This is a genomic window from Streptomyces sp. NPDC001406 (assembly GCF_042895285.1).
Taxonomy (GTDB): Bacteria; Actinomycetota; Actinomycetes; order Streptomycetales; family Streptomycetaceae; genus Streptomyces.
The window spans coordinates 65,600-81,447 of the sequence record NZ_JBIAWG010000001.1; the positions used below are offsets into that span (position 1 = coordinate 65,600).

Sequence of the window (15,848 nt, forward strand, 5' to 3'; positions counted from 1 at the left end):
CATCGACACTCAGCTACTGGGGGTAGCAACAGATGACCAACAAGACGCGGATCCGGATCGCGCGGATAGCCGCCGGTGCCGTGATCGCCGCGGGCGCCTCGCTGACCGCCGCGGGCGCCGCCTCCGCCGCGGAGTCGGACGACTGTGTGCTCGGCGTGCTGTGCGCCGACGAGTCGCCGAGCCCCGACCCGACCGACACGGGCGTCCCGACCCAGCTGCCGACGGAGACCACGGTCCCCACCGACGAGCCGACGGACCCCACGGAGGAGCCCACCGAGCCCACCGAGGAGCCGACCACCGACCAGCCCTCCGAGCAGCCCACCTCCAACCCGACGCACGGCAACGGCGGCGGGAACGGGAACGGGAACGGCAACGGCCAGGGTCATGGCAACGGCGGCGGCAACAGCAACACCGACCCCGACGGCGGCTCCGGCACCTCCGCCCAGGAGGAGGGCAGCTCCGCCCTCACCGACACGTCCTCCGGCACCCAGACCCAGGGCAACGGCAAGCAGCTCGCCGAGACCGGTGCCGGGCAGACCACGTTCCTGATCGTCGGCGCCGCCACCATGATCGCCGGTGGTATCGGCTTCCGCATCCTGCCGCGCCTCGTGGGCGGACGGGGCGGTGCGGCCGCCTGACGGTGGCCACACGATTACGGAACGTACCCGCGTCGTACGTAGAAGGGCCCGGAGCTTGCCGCTCCGGGCCCTTCAGCCGTCCTGTCGCCGCTCTACGCGGTCTGGTGCGCCAGCAGCGCCACCGCGGCGATCAGCACCGCCAGCAGCGCGATCAGCGCCATCGGGTTCAGTCCCGCGAGGAAGTTCTCCTGCTGCAGCCGCTCGCGGTTGGCGCGGCACACAGGGCACCGGCCCTCGTTCACGGGCGCCGCGCAGTTCGCGCACACCAACCGGTCGTACGTCATGCGCTCGCCCTCCTTGCACCGGCCTTCATCTACACAACGCTTCCCGGAACGAGAACGTTCCCCCTCCACTGTGCCAGGTTCCAAGGCAAAGGGCGCGGTCGTCCGGAGAGAGCTCCCCGGCACAAAAGCACACAACCCACACGCAACCCCTACCGGCGACTGCACTCACGCACCTGGTTCGCGTATGGTCACGCACACCTACCCCCGGCGACCCGTGGTGCATCCGTGATCCGATTCGACAATGTCTCCAAGGTCTACCCCAAGCAGACCCGCCCCGCGCTCAGGGATGTGTCCCTGGAAGTGGAGAAGGGCGAGTTCGTCTTCCTCGTGGGGTCCTCCGGCTCCGGAAAGTCCACCTTCCTGCGGCTGATCCTCCGCGAGGAGCGGTGCAGCCACGGTCAGGTGCACGTCCTGGGCAAGGACCTCGCCCGCCTCTCCAACTGGAAGGTGCCGCAGATGCGCCGCCAGCTGGGAACGGTGTTCCAGGACTTCCGGCTCCTGCCCAACAAGACGGTCGCGGAGAACGTGGCCTTCGCGCAGGAGGTGATCGGCAAGTCCCGCGGCGAGATCCGCAAGTCCGTGCCGCAGGTGCTCGATCTCGTCGGGCTCGGCGGCAAGGACGACCGGATGCCCGGCGAGCTGTCCGGCGGTGAGCAGCAGCGAGTGGCGATCGCCCGCGCCTTCGTCAACCGGCCCAAGCTGCTGATCGCCGACGAGCCCACCGGCAACCTCGACCCGCAGACCTCCGTCGGCATCATGAAACTGCTCGACCGGATCAACCGGACGGGCACCACCGTGGTGATGGCGACGCACGACCAGAACATCGTGGACCAGATGCGCAAGCGCGTCATCGAGCTGGAAAAGGGCCGCCTCGTCCGCGACCAGGCCCGCGGCGTCTACGGCTACCAGCACTGACCGCCCCGACGCTCCACGACGGAAAGGCTTAACCAGACGCCATGCGCGCCCAGTTCGTTCTGTCGGAGATCGGTGTCGGTCTCCGCCGCAATCTGACGATGACCTTCGCCGTCATCGTCTCCGTCGCCCTGTCCCTGGCCCTGTTCGGCGGTTCGCTGCTGATGAGCGACCAGGTCAGCACCATGAAGGGCTACTGGTACGACAAGGTCAACGTCTCGATCTTCCTCTGCAACAAGAGCGACGCCGATTCCGATCCCAACTGCGCCAAGGGCGCGGTCACCGAGGACCAGAAGAAGCAGATCATCTCCGACCTGAAGAAGATGTCGGTCGTCGAGAAGGTCAGCTACGAGTCGCAGGACGAGGCGTACAAGCACTACAAGGAGCAGTTCGGCGACTCCCCGCTGGCCAGTTCGCTCACGCCGGACCAGATGCAGGAGTCGTACCGGATCAAGCTCAAGAACCCGCAGAAGTATCAAGTGATCGCAACCGCCTTCGACGGACGTGACGGTGTCCAGTCCGTGCAGGACCAGAAGGGGATCCTGGACAACCTCTTCGGGCTGCTGAACCTGATGAACCGGGCCGCGCTCGGCGTGATGGCGCTGATGCTGATCGTCGCACTGCTGCTGATCGTCAACACGGTGCGTGTCTCCGCGTTCAGCCGTAGGCGCGAGACCGGGATCATGCGACTGGTCGGCGCCTCCGGCTTCTACATCCAGGCGCCGTTCATCATGGAGGCCGCGGTCGCCGGTCTGATCGGCGGCGGACTCGCGTGCTTCTTCCTGGTCGTGGGGCGTTACTTCACCATCGACCACGGCATGGCCCTGTCCTCGAAGCTCAATCTGATCAACTTCGTGGGCTGGGACGCCGTGTTGACCAAGCTCCCGCTGATCCTCGCCACGAGCGTGCTGATGCCCGCCCTTGCCGCTTTCTTCGCGCTGCGCAAGTACCTGAAGGTGTGATGCATGCCAAGAGGGCCGTACGGTCAACGAACCGTGCGGCCCTCCGCGTTGTCCTAGACTCACCCGCATGTCAGGCCGTGACCTGTTCTGTCAGCCCCGCCGTATCCGCCGCGGGGCGGCCCTGACGTTGGTCTTCGCCGGCGTGCTGGCCGCCGGCGCCGCGACCGGTGCCTTCGACTTCGATCATGCCGGCCGCAGGCCCGCACCGGACTCGGCCCGTACGGCCCCCCGGCACGACGCCGTCCAGCAGGCAGCCGCCGCGGCCCTGGCCGACGGCACGTCCCCCATGGAGGCCGCCGAGCGTGCCGTCAGCCGCAGCGGGGACCGCTGGGCCGCCGTCTACTCCGAGGGCGAGTACGAGGAGTTCCAGGAGGCCCTCGACGGCGAGTACACCGGTGTCGGCCTGTGGGCACGGCGCGAGCGCGACGGACGGATCGAGGTGACCCGGGTGCAGTCCGGGTCGCCCGCGGCCGAAGCCGGAATCCGCAAGGGCGACCGGCTGCGCAGCGTCGACGGCGAGAAGGTCGACGGGCGGCCCGTCACCGAGGTCGTCTCATTACTGCGCGGCGACGCGCACGACGCCCCCGCGGGCACCACCGTCCGCCTGGGCCTGGAACGCGGCACGCACGTGTGGAGCCGGACGCTGCGCCGGGCCCGCCTGTCCACCGACTCCGTCACCGTCCGCAGGCTCCCCGGCGATGTCCTGGTCATCAGGATCGCCGCCTTCACCAAGGGCTCCGGCGACGTGGTCCGCACCGTCGTACGGCAGGCCCCGGCCGGCGCCGGGATCGTCCTCGATCTGCGCGGCAACTCCGGCGGCCTGGTCACCGAGGCCGTCACCACCGCCTCAGCCTTCCTCGACGGCGGCCTGGTCGCCACCTACGACACCGACGGCGAGCAGCGCGCCCTGCACGCCGACGCCGGCGGCGACACCACCAGACCCCTGGTCGCGCTCGTCGACGGCGGCACGATGAGCGCGGCCGAGATGCTCACCGGCGCCCTGCAGGACCGCGGCCGAGCGGTCGTCGTGGGCTCCCGCACCTTCGGCAAGGGCTCCATCCAGATGCCCACCCGGCTGCCCGACGGCTCCGTGGCCGAGCTGACCGTGGGCCACTACCGCACCCCCGCCGGGCACTCCGTCGACGGCCGGGGCATCACTCCCGACCTGGAGGCCGGGCGGCAGCCGCTGCGGCGGGCGGAGAGCATCCTGGGCGGCCTGGGCGACGCCTCCTAGGCGCGTCGCCCGTTGTTAATCGGCTTCCCTCGCACCCCCTCCGTAGTGCGAAAATGGATGGCACTATGAGCAAGGGAATGTACGTACCGAAGGAGTCCCAGCAGAAGCAGGGGACGGCCGCCAAGTCCCGGGACGGCGAGAAGGGCGGCAAGCGCAAGATCGTCGCGCAGAACAAGAAGGCGCGCCACGACTACGCGATCATCGACACCTACGAGGCGGGTCTCGTGCTGACCGGCACCGAGGTGAAGTCGCTGCGTCAGGGGCGGGCCTCGCTGGTCGACGGCTTCGTGCAGATCGACGGGAACGAGGCGTGGCTGCACAACGCCCACATCCCCGAGTACAGCCAGGGCACGTGGACCAACCACTCGGTGCGCCGCAAGCGCAAGCTGCTGCTGCACCGGGAGGAGATCGACAAGCTGGAGGCCAAGTCCGGGGAGACCGGCCACACGATCGTGCCCCTCGCCCTGTACTTCAAGGACGGCCGGGCCAAGGCCGAGATCGCCCTCGCCCGAGGCAAGAAGGAGTACGACAAGCGGCAGACGCTGCGTGCCCATCAGGACCGCCGGGAGGCCGACCGCGCCATCGCGGCGGCGAAGCGCAAGCAGCGCGGAGCCTAGCGGCGGGGAATGCGCTGGCACCGACCGGCGTTGTTCACGTACGATGACATCTGCACCGCACAGCAGGTGTGAGGCCCTCTTCGGAGGGTTTGAAAAATCAACATGGGGATGATCGGTTTCGACAGCGGCTGTCGAGGCAGGGGAAGCGTGTCGAGAAAGCGGCCATGATCTCGTAAACCACAGGCCGAAAAAAATAATCGCCACTGTTAAGAGCGATTCTCCCGAGCGTTTCGCGCTCGCTGCCTGATAAGTAGCGACCAGCGAAACTCTCCTTAATGGGAGTGTCAGCCCGGGGCTGTTCCCGACCCGGATCCTGGCATCAGCTAGGGGACTAAACCTTGATCCCGGTCACGGGGTGAAGAGGGAAACCAAACAGTGACTGGGCCCGTCGGAGACTTGTCCGCGTGATCTCCGGGGCCGAGAAAATCGAAGCGGACTGCACACGGAGAAGCCCTGGTTCCGCACCGTTGGACGCGGGTTCGATTCCCGCCATCTCCACTCATCCCATGTGGGCAGAGGCCTCGTCGCTTTCGGGTGACGAGGCCTTCGTCATGCCCGGATTCGGCCTTGCCTGATGTCCGAGGTGCTGCGCATGGGCGGCCCGGCCATGTACGGCGTCGCGCAGGACGGACTCAACCCGTGATCGGAGCGAACATCGCATGACGTTCGAGGAACCGCGGAGCGTGCTCGTGCACGCCCGGGGCGAGTCCTGCCCGCTGTACGAGCCAGTGGATCCGCAGGCCCACGACGACCTCGGTGCCTTCACCCGCAATGTCCCGCTGGACGACGACCGCCTGGCCCTGCCGGCAGAACTCGTGGACGTACTGCGCTCCTGGTCGTCGGCCCGTCCCCCTACGGGTTTCCCCTCCCGCCCCGACCTGCGCAAGCACGTCGAGCAGGGGCTGGAGACAGCACAGCGACTGGCCAGGTGGCTCGGCCCGTCATGGTCCGTGCGCTACTGGGACGAGCGCCACAGGACGGCGAAATGGGTGTGCTGGGGCTGCGACCGCCTGCACTGGGAGCGTGACGGCCACGGCACACCGCCGCACCCGGTCGACCTCACGATCGAAGGCGAGTTCAAGTACGGTCCGTTGCGCGCCGAGGGATTCGGGGACTTCTTCCCCGACGACCCCGCCGCCGGGCTGGCCCTGTCCGACGCTCTCGTCGCCGATCTGTACACATGGGCGGAGAGCATCGACAGCACGCTGAACCTGGACCTGCGGGACCGGGAGGAAGGCAAGTACGACGCCCAGTGGCAGCGGCTGTTCCGCGAAGGGACGGAGCTGGCGAGACGAATCGCCCACGAGCTCGGCCCCGCCCGGACAGTTACCTACAAAGGTCTGGCCCATGGCGGTCCGGCCGCGTTGACATCGATCAGCTGGCAGGGAGACCGACAGTTGTGAGCGCGAGCCGAAGGTGCCCCGTCCTTGCCCTGGAGAACCCCGTCCGACGGGCACCTACCAGGACGGCGGCGCGGGAGCCTTGAGCTCGAACCAGACCGTCTTGCCGACGCCACCGGGACGAGGGCCGGCGCCCCAGTCGTCCGCCAGAGCTGCCACCAGTGTCAGCCCCCGGCCGGACTCCTCGTCGGGTGATGCCTCGCGGGGGGTCGGCGGCATGTCGTACGCGTCGGCCACCGAGATGCGCAGCCGACCTGCCTCCAGGACACAGCGCGCCCGGATCTCGCGGCCCGGTGGGGAGGCGCCACTCGATGTCCGTGCTCGTGGGGTTCCTTGCGTGTGATTCTCCGTCGTTCAGCGTGCTTGTACACGGTGTGGCAGCGGGAGGCGGGTGAGTGCGTGGCTTCGGGGGAGTCCCAGCAGGCGCAGCAGAACTGGCGGTACGCAGGGGCGGCGCCTGCCTCGAAGTCGCCGTCCGCCCCCGCACCATCCACATCCGAGACTCCAAGCTAGGCACTCAAAGCCCTCGCTTTGCCGTCCGCTGCGACGCCTGGGCCGCCTTCCTCGCGTACGCCTCGCGCGAGATCTGAGCCCCGGGTTCCGGAGGCAGTTCGACGGGCCGAACGGAGTGCCGTTGCCGAGGAGTTGATCAGCAGGGCCAGGGCGGCCGCCGTGACCGGTGCCGTGAAGGCGGTTGTCGGGGAGGTGTGTTCCGACAGGTAGCCGCCTGCCGCCGAACCGCAGGCTATGCCGGTCAGCAGGCCGGTGACGACGAGGCTCATGCCCTCGTTCAGACGGTCCTCGGGCGTGAGCCGCTGGACCAGCGTCATCGCCGTGACCATGGTCGGCGCGGTCGCCATGCCCGCGACGAGCAGGGCCGCGGCCAGCGCCCAGAGGGAGCCGGTCGTGAGCGCGGCCAGCAGCGGCAGGGACATCAGCGCGGTCATCGCGAGCAGACACCTCGACAGCCGCGGGGCGGCCGGCTTCAGCGCCCCGTACAGCAGCCCCGCCGCGCAGGAACCCGCCGCCTGGAGCGCCAGCACCGCACCCGCCGCCGAACGGTGGCCCTGCCCGTCCGCGTACGCGATGGTGACGACCTCCATCGAGCCGAACACCGCGCCCGTGGCGACGAAGCAGGCCAGCAGGGGCGCGATGCCGGGGGTGCGCAGCGGCGACGCGGCCCGGGTGCGCCGCCGGGGCGGCGGCTCGGTCGCGCGCTGTGCGGTGAACAGCAGCATGCCGGCCAGCAGCAGCGCGGCGCCCACGAGCGTGCCCGCCTCCGGGAAGAGCGCCCCGGTCAGGAAGGACGCCAGCACCGGGCCGAGCATGAAGCACAGCTCGTCCGCGGCCTGTTCGAAGGAGTTCGCGGTGTGCAGCGCGCCCGGGTCGTCGTGCAGTACATGGGCCCAGCGGGCGCGGGACAGGCCGCCGATGTTGGGAGTGGTGGCGGTGGCGGCGTACGCGGCGAACAGGGTCCAGTCCGGGGCGCCGAGGCGGACGCAGAGCAGCAGCGCGAGGCTGCCCAGCACGGCGGTGACCGTGGCCGGTACCGCGACCCGCGCCTGTCCGTGCCGGTCGACGAGCCGCGCGACCCAGGGCCCGGCCACCGCGGTCGCGGCCAGCCCCGTCGCGGTGACGGCGCCGGCGAGCGCGTACGAGCCCCGCGCACCGGCGATCATGACGACCGCGCTCACCCCGAACATGCCCATGGGGAGCCGGGCGATCAGATTCCCGGCGGTGAAGGCACGGGTGCCGGGGCGGGCGAAGAGACGCCGGTACGGGGCAAGGCGGAGCCGGGGCACGGTGAGCTGAGGCATGACCCCACCGTCCCCCGGAGTGGATCAAGGGGTCCAACACCTGATCCCTGCCGATTGACGCACCCACGTTGTAAATTCGCCGGATGCCCAACCCCGCCCACCTGGACCCCCGCCTCCTGCGCGCCTTCGTCACCGTCGCCGAGGAGCTCCACTTCACCCGCGCCGCGGCCCGCCTGTACGTCGCCCAGCAGGCGCTCAGCCGGGACGTACGGCGGCTGGAGCGGGAGCTGGCCGCCGAGCTGTTCGTACGGACCACCCGGCAGGTCACGCTGACCGCCGACGGCGAGCGGCTGTTGCCGTACGCCCGCCGGGTCCTCGCCGCCCAGGACGAGCTGCTCGCCGCGTTCGGACAGGCCCGCCCCCTGCTGGTGGACCTGAACTCCCCAGGCCTGGCCACCGGCCGCCGTGTGCTGCACCGGGCCCGGGAACTCGCGCCCGACTGCGAGCTGATGGCCCGCTACGAGAGCGGACTGACGGGCGCGGCCGCCGAACTGCTCGCCGGGCGCCTCGACGCGTCCTTCGGGCGGTTCGCGGGCCTGGCCCCCGCGCTGCGGGCCGGTCTCGCGCACCAGCCCGTGCGGTACGAGCCGATGGCCGTCGTGCTCCCCGACGACCATCCGCTGGCCCCGCTGGAGGCGGTGCCGCTGGCCGCGCTGGCCGGGGAGACCGTGTACGCCGGTGCCGGCAATCCGCGCACGCCCGAGTGGACCGACCTCGCCCACCACCTCTTCGAGGGACGCGGCATCCGGGTCGCCTCTCCCCTACCGCTGGCCGTCGGGGACGAGGAGTTCGAGCGGATCATGGCGAAGACGCGTAACCCCATCCTCGCCGTGGTGGACTTTCCGGCCATGCCTCGGACGGTGCTGAGGCCTCTCGTCGACCCCGTCCCGTTGTCGCCTGTGTCACTCGTGTGGCGAAAGGGGCTGGTCCATCCCGGGTTCGATGCCCTTCGACGGGCAGCGGCGGAGATCACCCGGTCCGAGGGCTGGCTGATACGGCCGGCCGATGGATGGATTCACGCCATGGACGAGGCATTCATGAATGCCCACAAATGACACGCCACGAACATCGGTCCTCATGCGTGCGCTACATTCGCGGCCTGAGCACGCTGTGGTACGAGGGGGCGCTCTGACCAGGTGGGGGCCTGGTTCTGTCGACGTGTGCTCGGGGTCGTCGGTGCACCCGGAACTGTCCCGTGGGGGGATGTACGCGCGTGAAGAAGTGGCGAGAAGACGCCCAACCGGAATGGTCTCAATTATCACCCGCGACCCGGAACATGCCGGTGACGCGGGGAGAGACCCAGGGGTTACTTCGGCGCGGTGGCGCCGGCGCTGATGTTCGCGGGCGGCTGGAACCCGGTGAAGGACCCGGACAACGGCGGCACCTGGGGCGTACTGAAGCTGATCGACTACGTGATCCCCGTCGGCGCCCCGCCGTTCCCCTGGCACATCGGCTCGAAGTCGGGCCTGCTGGAGGACACTTGGGCGGTACAGGCGGCGGGCCCGCTGTGGTACCTCCGCGCCTACCTCTGGTTCGTGCTGGCATCCCCCTTGCTGCTCCGGGCGTTCCGCAGGGCACCATGGCCAACGCTGCTCGCACCCCTTGGGCTGACGGCGACGATCGGCACAGGTCTGATGTCGATCCCGGGCGAGACGGGCAACGCGGTCACGGACTTCGCGGTGTACGGCGGCTGCTGGGTCCTGGGCTTCGCCCACCACGACGGCCTGCTGGCCCGCATCCCCCGCTACGTCGCGGTCTCCTGCACGGCCCTGCTGATGGCCTTCGGCCTGTGGTGGGCGTCGGGCCACCGGGGCCCCGACGGCTGGGACCTGAACGACATCCCCCTCGCCCAGGCCGCCTGGTCCTTCGGGTTCGTCGTCATCCTGCTCCAGTACTCCCCGTCCTGGCAGGAACTCCCGGGCCGCCTGCGCCGCTGGGACAAACTGGTCGCCCTGTCCAACAACCGTGCGGTGACGATCTATCTGTGGCACAACATGCTCATCATGGCGACGGTTCCGATCATCGACCAGGCGTACGACCTCCCGTTCATGCAGAGCGACCGCGCGGCGTCGGCCCTGGACTCGACGTACATGATCTGGATGTTCGTCCTGGTCCGGCCCCTGATCGGCCTGACGATCGCGGCATTCGGCTGGATCGAGGACATGGCGGCAAAACGAAGCCCGAGGCTCTGGCCCAACGGTCCGAGGAACCGCGCACACCGCAGGGCGTGACGCCCTCACTCGGCGCGCCTTCACAGAACCTTTGCAGCGGTCAACGGCCGGGCGGCCCCGGACTGCCGCATTGTCACAGATGGGTAATCATCCCCCTTTACTGAAGCGCCAGTTACCCACCCTCTGCCCTCCTGTGCCCCATTCGTCATACCGCCCGCAGAGCAATTCGCTCTGGTACAGCGACAGTCGGGCCCGATACCGTATAACGCTGCTTCTCAGACCCCAACCGCCCCACCAGGAGCCCACCGTGACCCGCCGACCCCGCCTGCTCACGACTGCCACCGCCGGTGTGACGGCCGTACTTCTGCTTGCCGGTTGCGGTGGGGGTGGGGGCGGGGGGAAGTCGAATGACAAGATTCCGGGGGCGGATACGGGGGGCAATGCGTCTGCTTCTCCCAGCGCTTCGGCCTCCGCGAACGGTGACCGCCCGAAGATCGAGATGCCGTCCGACTTGTCGTACACCTTTGACTGGCCCAAGACGGGCGACGCGGACAAGGATGCGGTCCTGTCCGACAGCGAGCAGTCCATCAAGGCGGTGGACCTTGCGATCGTTCACCAGAACGCGCTCGACAAGCCGTACCTCTACTACTACGAAGGTGAAGCTGCCGCCGGCACGCAGAAGTTCATCCAGAACTATGTGGACCACAAGGCCAGCATCACCGGTGTATATCGCTTCTACTCTCCTGCGGTGGCTGTCTCCAAGGACGGAACGGCCTCCCTCAGCTACTGCGAGGACCAGGGCAAGGCGTACGTCAAGTACCTGCCCAAGAAGATCAAGAAGACCGAGGTCACCGCAAAGAGCTACGTCAGCTACCACACGTCGCTCAAGAAGAACAGCAAGGGTGTCTGGGTGATCCAGAAGATCATTTCGCAGAGTGGGAGTGCCGAGTGTCAGCCCTGATGCGCAAACTGAAGACCCTCCCGCTTCTGGTCACCTTGGGGACGTGCCTGTCGCTTCTTTACCTTCCCGGCGTAGCCCATGCCGACGACACGCTGCCCGGCGGTACCCAGAACTCCGAGCCCGGCCCGAAGGGCGACAGCAGCCCCGACGGCACGATCGCGGCCAGCGCCTCAGGCATAGTTTTCGACCGGTCGAAGAACGGCTCCGGCAGTTCGGTCGGCCCCGTCACCTCAACCACCTCCTGGACCCCGCCGGCCTGCTGGTATGCCCCGAAGTTCACCCCCGACCAACTCAAGGCGTACCTGGAACCCATCTGGGAGGCAGGCTCCACAGGCCCTCAGTGGGATGCTGAGCAGCGCGATCGCTACGTCAACGGCCACCCCTACAAGGACTTCAACAAGGACAAGGCCGACAAGGGCTACTGGTGGGACTCGTTCGTCAACAAGTCGTTCCCGCCGGGCTGGGACAAGTGTGGCAAGCCCATTTTCTGGGTGGACAAGGGTGACCCCCCGCCGCCGGACATCGAAAACGCGGTGACGCCGAAGATCCTGGCTGAACTCGCATACAACGAGATCCGGGTCCCAACTACGAAGGTGACCCTGGCCCCCGCCAACGCGACCAAGGTCAACCTGCCCACTTGGGCTTGGCTGGACGGCGCCGCGTTCAAGCCCGTCTCGGTCACCGCCTCCGTCCCGGTGCTCGGCATCTCGGCAACGACCACCGCCGAACCGGTCTCCCTGAAGATCGACCCTGGCACGTCGGATGCGGAGACCTACCCGGCCTCGGGCGTCTGCCAGATCAACAACGGCAGCATCGGTGAGGCGTACGCCAAAGGCAAGGCCGACGAGACGCCACCCTGTGGAGTGAAATACCTGCGCTCCTCGGGGAGTGACGCGTACCCCCTGAAAGCGACCATCACTTGGAAGATCCACTGGACGGGCACTGGCGGGGCGGGCGGTGACCTGCCTGACGGCACGTTCGGAGCGACTCAGAATGTGGTCGTGCAGGAGATCCAGGCCGTCAACCGATGACAGCCCGCAGCACGGCCGAGGTATAGCCGGACGAAAACATGGATAGCGTGATTCCGCTTTCGGGCGAGGGCTGACAACCCAGGGGAGCGGAACACGTGGCAGACCGACTGACCGTCGACGACGACGAGCTGAAGCACTTCATGAAGTTGCTGAACAAGTCGAGCGACTCACTGAAGGGCCTGCGCAAGGCGCTCGGCGAAGCGACGGTCACCGGTCTCGGCACGGATGACCTGGACTCGGCCTGCGAGGACTTCCAGGACGACTGGAAGTACGGCACCGAACAGATCGGCAAGCAGACCGAGAGCCTTGCGAAGATCATCGGTCAGTGCAAGCACAGCTACCAAGAGGTCGACAAGGCGCTGGAAGCGGCGCTGAGGAAGGGCGGCCACGGCAAGGGCGGGGCCGGGAGGTGACGACCACCGCAGGTGTCGGGGCCGATCCCGGCTCGGACACCCATAGCCCCTACCCCCACCTCGGCTTCAACCCCGCCCCGGGAAGCACCGAGACGGTACGGGCCCTGCACAAGAAGCTCGCCTCCTGCGCCAGGGTCTTGGACGAGACGCACGGCCTGGTCGCCAAGCTGATGGACGGCAGCTACTGGAAGGGCGACGCCGCCGTGGCCTTCCGGGAGGAACTCCAGGGCGGACCACTGGCCCTCAACCTCAAGAACGCCGCGCACTCGGTCAGCAAGGCGGCCAGGCAACTCACCCGCTGGGAGGCCGAACTCGACGACTTCCAGCGCCGCGCCAAACGCCTGAACGACGAGGCGAAGGACGCCCAGGTCACCCTGGACATGGCCAAGAGCCAGGCAAAGAAGGCGAAGAGTACGCCCGACCTGGACCAGAAGGCCCTGACCCAGCTGAACACAGCGACAGAGAACGCCCAGGCCGACCTGGACAAGATCATCGGCAAGGCGAAGAAGCTGGCCGAGGAGCACAGGGAGCAGGCTCGATACCGGGCCGCAAAGATCCACGACGCCACCAGGAAACTGGCACCGCACGAGCCTGGCGCGTGGGACAAGTTCCTGGACTGGGTGGGCGACAACCTGCCTGACGTTCTCAGCTGGACCGCGGCCCTCATCGGCATCATCGCCCTGTTCGTGGCCACCGGTGGAACCGCCGCAGCGGCCCTACTGCTGACCGCCGCTGCTTTGAGCGCGGGAGCCGTCGCCGGAAGGCTGGCCGATCCGGTGGTGCGCGCATCCTTGTGGGACGGATTCCGGCATGGAGAGTTCGACGCGGACTTCTGGAGCAACGCGGTCGGCTTGGCGGCAGATGGGCTGGGCACGCTGCCCGGGTTGGGAGCCGTCGTGAAGGGTGCGCCTGCTCTCCTGAGGGGAGTTGGTGAGGCGGGGGAGGCGCTCACGGCCGGGCCGAGGATTGTCGCTGCCGGCGGAAAGACCATAGCGAGCGCCAGGGAGTTCACCGATTTGCACAACCCCGTGGCGACCTGGGTGGTGGAGAGGGCACCCCGGTTGAGGACGACCTTCGAGACCACCGAGACCGTCGCTCCGTGGGCCGGCTTCGCCACCGCCTCCTATGGGCTGGCCACGAGCAAGGTCGACTCGCTCGACAGCGACACGGCAGCGAACATCGGTACCTCGTTGGACGGTTACTTTCTCGGGCAGGTCGATGTGGGAGAAACCATCGACCTTGCCAGACGTGTCTTCCGCCAGTGATCCGGCCGCTCTGATTCCTCGATCGAGAATGAGGCAACCGCCAATGTATTCCACAGGCCACACCGCGGCGTGGGACCATTCATGGACTCGCGGCGCCTGGGCGATGCACATGTTCACGAACTTGGTCGGGCTCGTCGCTTGGCCCGCAGGGTGGATTGCACTGCTCGGTGTCTCGACGTTCACACCGAACTGGGTCGTGTGGATCTTCATGCCGTACTTCCTCTACGGCTTCTATCGGTTTTTCAATCAGCTCACCTATTTCCCCGCGGCCTTCCGTATGCGCCGGGTCTTGCGCGAGTACCCATGGCAGCTACTAGAGAAGGTTCCCAGTGGTCTCGGGAAGCATCCTGGGGCCCGAGACGACGGAATATGGTTCGAGTTCCGGAATCCGGCCGATCGTGACGAGATGATCCCCATGGTTTTCATCAAGCATCAGCGATCCTACTGGTGGCTGAAGCGCCTGGACGGACCTCGTACCAAACCCGAGCGCAGAGCGCAGATCGAACCTCTCTGGTTTGCAGGCGACCCGCGCTACCTCGCTGTCGTTGCCGCGCCCGCCGCAGGGGGTAAGGCACCGAAGCGCCTTCACCTTCTCTACCAGCGCTCGGTTTTCGATAGCCGTCATGCGCCTGCAAGTTGGGCTGCCAGTGCTGTTGACGTTGAGCGTGCTCGCCGAGCCGGCGCCGCGTATGTCGAGACGGTTCCGGAGTCCCATGCGTAGCACTGGGACCTTCGCGAATTCCTGGTCCGAGGAAGATGGTCTCCGGTTTGCCATCCCTCCCGGGTTCACCCCGCTGCCGATCGATAGCCTCCTTGCCTGCCCCGGCTCTCCCGAGGCGGAACAGTTGAATACGGCAGTGGCGTCCATCCTTGCCTCGGCGCCCGACGAAGCAACACGTGAACGGTTTGTCGTAAACCTGACTGCGGCTCAGCGGATGATTCGCGCGTTGCGAGTGAGTGGTACGGTCCACTGCTCGTTGGGCCTGCATCGCGATGACAGCGGGAGCGGTGACGCAGACGCTCTGCTGTCCCTGTTCACCATCACCTGGGTGGGTACCTCCTGGGCTCCAGGAGCCGTAATTGCTGCGCGGGCCCTTGCAACCTCTCAGGGGCACACGCATATCTCATCCGCCGAACTTGCCTGCGGCCCAGCAGCATTCAGTGAGGCATTGCGCACACCGATCCCGGAATCGGGGATTCCTGCAGCGCCGCTGCTCCAGTTCTACGCCCACCTGCCACACCCGGATGGCACCGGCTTGGCGCTGCTCACCCTGAGTACCACCGCCACGCTCCACCGCGACAGCTATCGCACGTTGCTACGCCGCATCTCCGAACTGGTCACCTTTGAGGAACCGTCTACACGCACAGCCGAGAACGCGAAGTCCCGATAACCAGGAAACCCCTGAGGTCATTGGAAGGTTTGGGTCACGCAGGAGGCCGGAGTGGCCAGGATGTAGGGGTTTGGCGTGGCCCGAATCTTCCGTTCGCCTCCCCCCTCGGCACAGGTCGCGGGTAGGTGCTACTCGTCGAACCACACCACCAAGCGGACGTTCTCCGTGCCATGTACCTCCGCCAGTGTGCCCTCGGGGCAGAGGTCGGGGATGCTGGAGGGGTCCGTCGTCAGCGTGTTGATGCCGCTCGCGCGGGCGAAGGCGCGGGGCCAGACCGCGGGGTCGGTCAGGTGGAGCGTGCCGTCGGGGGCGCGGTGGTAGCGGGCTATTCGGGTGGCTCCGGGGGTTGCCGGTTCGTTCCAGTCGATGGCCGATATCTCCGTCCAGGTCGGCCAGGTGGTGCCGAAGGCCGCGGCGCCCCAGGAGGACAGTTCGGCGCGGGTCGTGGTTGACGCGTCGGGTGGGAGGCCGCGGTCGGCCACGACCGGGCGCCACAGGCCGCTGTAGTTGCGTACGCCGAAGAGGCAGGCGAAGGCCTCGTAGTCCCTGGTCACCATGCCGAGCATCGTGAGGTCGATCGCCGCGTGCCAGGACGTTTCGCCGGCGTCCAGGCCGGGAGCCCAGGCGCGGCATTCGATCAGACCGTGGATGTCGGTTCCCATGCGGTGATTGTGCCGTGAGCAGTGACTGTTCCAAGGCTCTGCCAAGTTCCCGTCAACCGGGGCCCCTCGGCCGCCTCGACCCGTACCGGC

Annotated in this window: 18 protein-coding genes, 1 other RNA gene and 1 pseudogene; 16 read left to right on the top strand and 4 right to left on the bottom strand. The window is 67.8% G+C overall.

Annotated elements, in window-relative coordinates; genetic code table 11:
* Window positions 1–32 precede the first annotated feature (32 nt).
* The gene (locus tag ACFY1J_RS00230; protein WP_390730307.1) at window positions 33–638 is read left to right on the top strand and encodes a hypothetical protein; all 606 of its coding nucleotides are present in this window, start codon (window positions 33–35) and stop codon (window positions 636–638) included.
* 92 nt (window positions 639–730) lie between these two features.
* Here the strand turns inward: ACFY1J_RS00230 and ACFY1J_RS00235 are convergent, their stop codons facing one another.
* Window positions 731–922 (bottom strand): hypothetical protein, encoded by a 192-nt coding sequence (locus ACFY1J_RS00235; protein ID WP_316753993.1) that lies wholly within the window; start codon window positions 920–922, stop codon window positions 731–733.
* 225 nt (window positions 923–1,147) lie between these two features.
* On the opposite strand from ACFY1J_RS00235, the gene ftsE reads away from it, so the two are divergent.
* The 6 genes from ftsE to ACFY1J_RS00265 all read left to right on the top strand — a co-directional run bounded on the left by ftsE (window position 1,148) and on the right by ACFY1J_RS00265 (window position 6,050).
* The gene (ftsE, locus tag ACFY1J_RS00240) at window positions 1,148–1,837 is read left to right on the top strand and encodes a cell division ATP-binding protein FtsE (RefSeq protein WP_194045450.1); all 690 of its coding nucleotides are present in this window, start codon (window positions 1,148–1,150) and stop codon (window positions 1,835–1,837) included.
* A 41-nt stretch (window positions 1,838–1,878) separates the two neighbouring features.
* Window positions 1,879–2,796 carry a permease-like cell division protein FtsX gene (gene ftsX / locus ACFY1J_RS00245; RefSeq protein WP_390706903.1) on the top strand — a complete coding sequence of 306 codons (918 nt, stop codon included), beginning with the start codon at window positions 1,879–1,881 and terminating at the stop codon, window positions 2,794–2,796.
* Between the two features lie 67 nt (window positions 2,797–2,863).
* The gene (locus ACFY1J_RS00250) at window positions 2,864–4,030 is read left to right on the top strand and encodes a S41 family peptidase (RefSeq protein ID WP_390730308.1); all 1,167 of its coding nucleotides are present in this window, start codon (window positions 2,864–2,866) and stop codon (window positions 4,028–4,030) included.
* A 77-nt stretch (window positions 4,031–4,107) separates the two neighbouring features.
* Entirely contained in the window at window positions 4,108–4,647 is a 540-nt protein-coding gene (gene smpB, locus ACFY1J_RS00255; RefSeq protein ID WP_390706985.1) for an SsrA-binding protein SmpB, read from the top strand.
* A 104-nt stretch (window positions 4,648–4,751) separates the two neighbouring features.
* Window positions 4,752–5,148, top strand: a transfer-messenger RNA (tmRNA) gene (gene ssrA / locus ACFY1J_RS00260).
* Window positions 5,149–5,306: 158 nt separating this feature from the next.
* A complete protein-coding gene (locus ACFY1J_RS00265; protein WP_390706901.1) occupies window positions 5,307–6,050 on the top strand; it encodes a hypothetical protein in 744 nt (247 codons plus the stop codon).
* A 54-nt stretch (window positions 6,051–6,104) separates the two neighbouring features.
* Here ACFY1J_RS00265 and ACFY1J_RS00270 read toward each other — a convergent pair whose 3' ends face one another.
* Entirely contained in the window at window positions 6,105–6,284 is a 180-nt protein-coding gene (locus tag ACFY1J_RS00270; RefSeq protein WP_390706900.1) for an ATP-binding protein, read from the bottom strand.
* A gap of 158 nt (window positions 6,285–6,442) precedes the next feature.
* Between ACFY1J_RS00270 and ACFY1J_RS00275 the strand changes: the two genes are divergently transcribed.
* A complete protein-coding gene (locus ACFY1J_RS00275; protein WP_390706899.1) occupies window positions 6,443–6,637 on the top strand; it encodes a DUF397 domain-containing protein in 195 nt (64 codons plus the stop codon).
* On the opposite strand, the gene ACFY1J_RS00280 is transcribed toward ACFY1J_RS00275, so the two are convergent.
* Complete coding sequence (locus ACFY1J_RS00280; protein WP_390706898.1) at window positions 6,557–7,864, bottom strand: MFS transporter; 1,308 nt, start codon at window positions 7,862–7,864, stop codon at window positions 6,557–6,559. The two genes, ACFY1J_RS00275 and ACFY1J_RS00280, sit on opposite strands and share 81 nt — an antisense overlap.
* A gap of 83 nt (window positions 7,865–7,947) precedes the next feature.
* Here ACFY1J_RS00280 and ACFY1J_RS00285 point away from each other — a divergent pair, with 83 nt between their 5' ends.
* The 8 genes and pseudogenes from ACFY1J_RS00285 to ACFY1J_RS00320 all read left to right on the top strand — a co-directional run bounded on the left by ACFY1J_RS00285 (window position 7,948) and on the right by ACFY1J_RS00320 (window position 15,096).
* A complete protein-coding gene (locus ACFY1J_RS00285; protein WP_390706897.1) occupies window positions 7,948–8,919 on the top strand; it encodes a LysR family transcriptional regulator in 972 nt (323 codons plus the stop codon).
* Window positions 8,920–9,162: 243 nt separating this feature from the next.
* A pseudogene (locus tag ACFY1J_RS00290) lies at window positions 9,163–10,095 on the top strand (acyltransferase); the annotation flags it as partial.
* A gap of 247 nt (window positions 10,096–10,342) precedes the next feature.
* Window positions 10,343–10,996: a hypothetical protein gene (locus ACFY1J_RS00295; RefSeq protein ID WP_390730309.1), complete on the top strand. Its 654-nt coding sequence runs from the start codon at window positions 10,343–10,345 to the stop codon at window positions 10,994–10,996.
* The gene (locus tag ACFY1J_RS00300) at window positions 10,996–12,027 is read left to right on the top strand and encodes a hypothetical protein (RefSeq protein ID WP_390730310.1); all 1,032 of its coding nucleotides are present in this window, start codon (window positions 10,996–10,998) and stop codon (window positions 12,025–12,027) included. Before ACFY1J_RS00295 ends, ACFY1J_RS00300 begins: the two co-directional genes overlap by 1 nt.
* A gap of 95 nt (window positions 12,028–12,122) precedes the next feature.
* The gene (locus ACFY1J_RS00305; RefSeq protein WP_390706895.1) at window positions 12,123–12,440 is read left to right on the top strand and encodes a hypothetical protein; all 318 of its coding nucleotides are present in this window, start codon (window positions 12,123–12,125) and stop codon (window positions 12,438–12,440) included.
* On the top strand, window positions 12,437–13,705 hold the full coding sequence (locus ACFY1J_RS00310) for a putative T7SS-secreted protein (RefSeq protein WP_390730311.1): 1,269 nt from the start codon (window positions 12,437–12,439) through the stop codon (window positions 13,703–13,705). Before ACFY1J_RS00305 ends, ACFY1J_RS00310 begins: the two co-directional genes overlap by 4 nt.
* A gap of 43 nt (window positions 13,706–13,748) precedes the next feature.
* Window positions 13,749–14,426, top strand: a complete 678-nt coding sequence (locus ACFY1J_RS00315) for a hypothetical protein (RefSeq protein WP_390730312.1) — start codon at window positions 13,749–13,751, stop codon at window positions 14,424–14,426.
* Window positions 14,419–15,096, top strand: a complete 678-nt coding sequence (locus tag ACFY1J_RS00320; protein WP_390730313.1) for a hypothetical protein — start codon at window positions 14,419–14,421, stop codon at window positions 15,094–15,096. Before ACFY1J_RS00315 ends, ACFY1J_RS00320 begins: the two co-directional genes overlap by 8 nt.
* A 128-nt stretch (window positions 15,097–15,224) precedes the next feature.
* Here the strand turns inward: ACFY1J_RS00320 and ACFY1J_RS00325 are convergent, their stop codons facing one another.
* Entirely contained in the window at window positions 15,225–15,758 is a 534-nt protein-coding gene (locus ACFY1J_RS00325) for a hypothetical protein (protein WP_390730314.1), read from the bottom strand.
* Between the last annotated feature and the right edge of the window lie 90 nt (window positions 15,759–15,848).

Excerpts from the sequence above, each read along its gene's own strand:
- ACFY1J_RS00230 (WP_390730307.1), top strand. The coding sequence starts at position 33 with ATGACCAACAAGACGCGGATCCGGATCGCGCGGATAGCCGCCGGTGCC.
- ACFY1J_RS00235 (WP_316753993.1), bottom strand. The coding sequence starts at position 922 with ATGACGTACGACCGGTTGGTGTGCGCGAACTGCGCGGCGCCCGTGAAC.
- ftsX (WP_390706903.1), top strand. The coding sequence starts at position 1,879 with ATGCGCGCCCAGTTCGTTCTGTCGGAGATCGGTGTCGGTCTCCGCCGC.
- ACFY1J_RS00250 (WP_390730308.1), top strand. The coding sequence starts at position 2,864 with ATGTCAGGCCGTGACCTGTTCTGTCAGCCCCGCCGTATCCGCCGCGGG.
- smpB (WP_390706985.1), top strand. The coding sequence starts at position 4,108 with ATGTACGTACCGAAGGAGTCCCAGCAGAAGCAGGGGACGGCCGCCAAG.
- ACFY1J_RS00265 (WP_390706901.1), top strand. The coding sequence starts at position 5,307 with ATGACGTTCGAGGAACCGCGGAGCGTGCTCGTGCACGCCCGGGGCGAG.
- ACFY1J_RS00280 (WP_390706898.1), bottom strand. The coding sequence starts at position 7,864 with ATGCCTCAGCTCACCGTGCCCCGGCTCCGCCTTGCCCCGTACCGGCGT.
- ACFY1J_RS00285 (WP_390706897.1), top strand. The coding sequence starts at position 7,948 with ATGCCCAACCCCGCCCACCTGGACCCCCGCCTCCTGCGCGCCTTCGTC.
- ACFY1J_RS00300 (WP_390730310.1), top strand. The coding sequence starts at position 10,996 with ATGCGCAAACTGAAGACCCTCCCGCTTCTGGTCACCTTGGGGACGTGC.
- ACFY1J_RS00315 (WP_390730312.1), top strand. The coding sequence starts at position 13,749 with ATGTATTCCACAGGCCACACCGCGGCGTGGGACCATTCATGGACTCGC.
- ACFY1J_RS00320 (WP_390730313.1), top strand. The coding sequence starts at position 14,419 with ATGCGTAGCACTGGGACCTTCGCGAATTCCTGGTCCGAGGAAGATGGT.
- ACFY1J_RS00325 (WP_390730314.1), bottom strand. The coding sequence starts at position 15,758 with ATGGGAACCGACATCCACGGTCTGATCGAATGCCGCGCCTGGGCTCCC.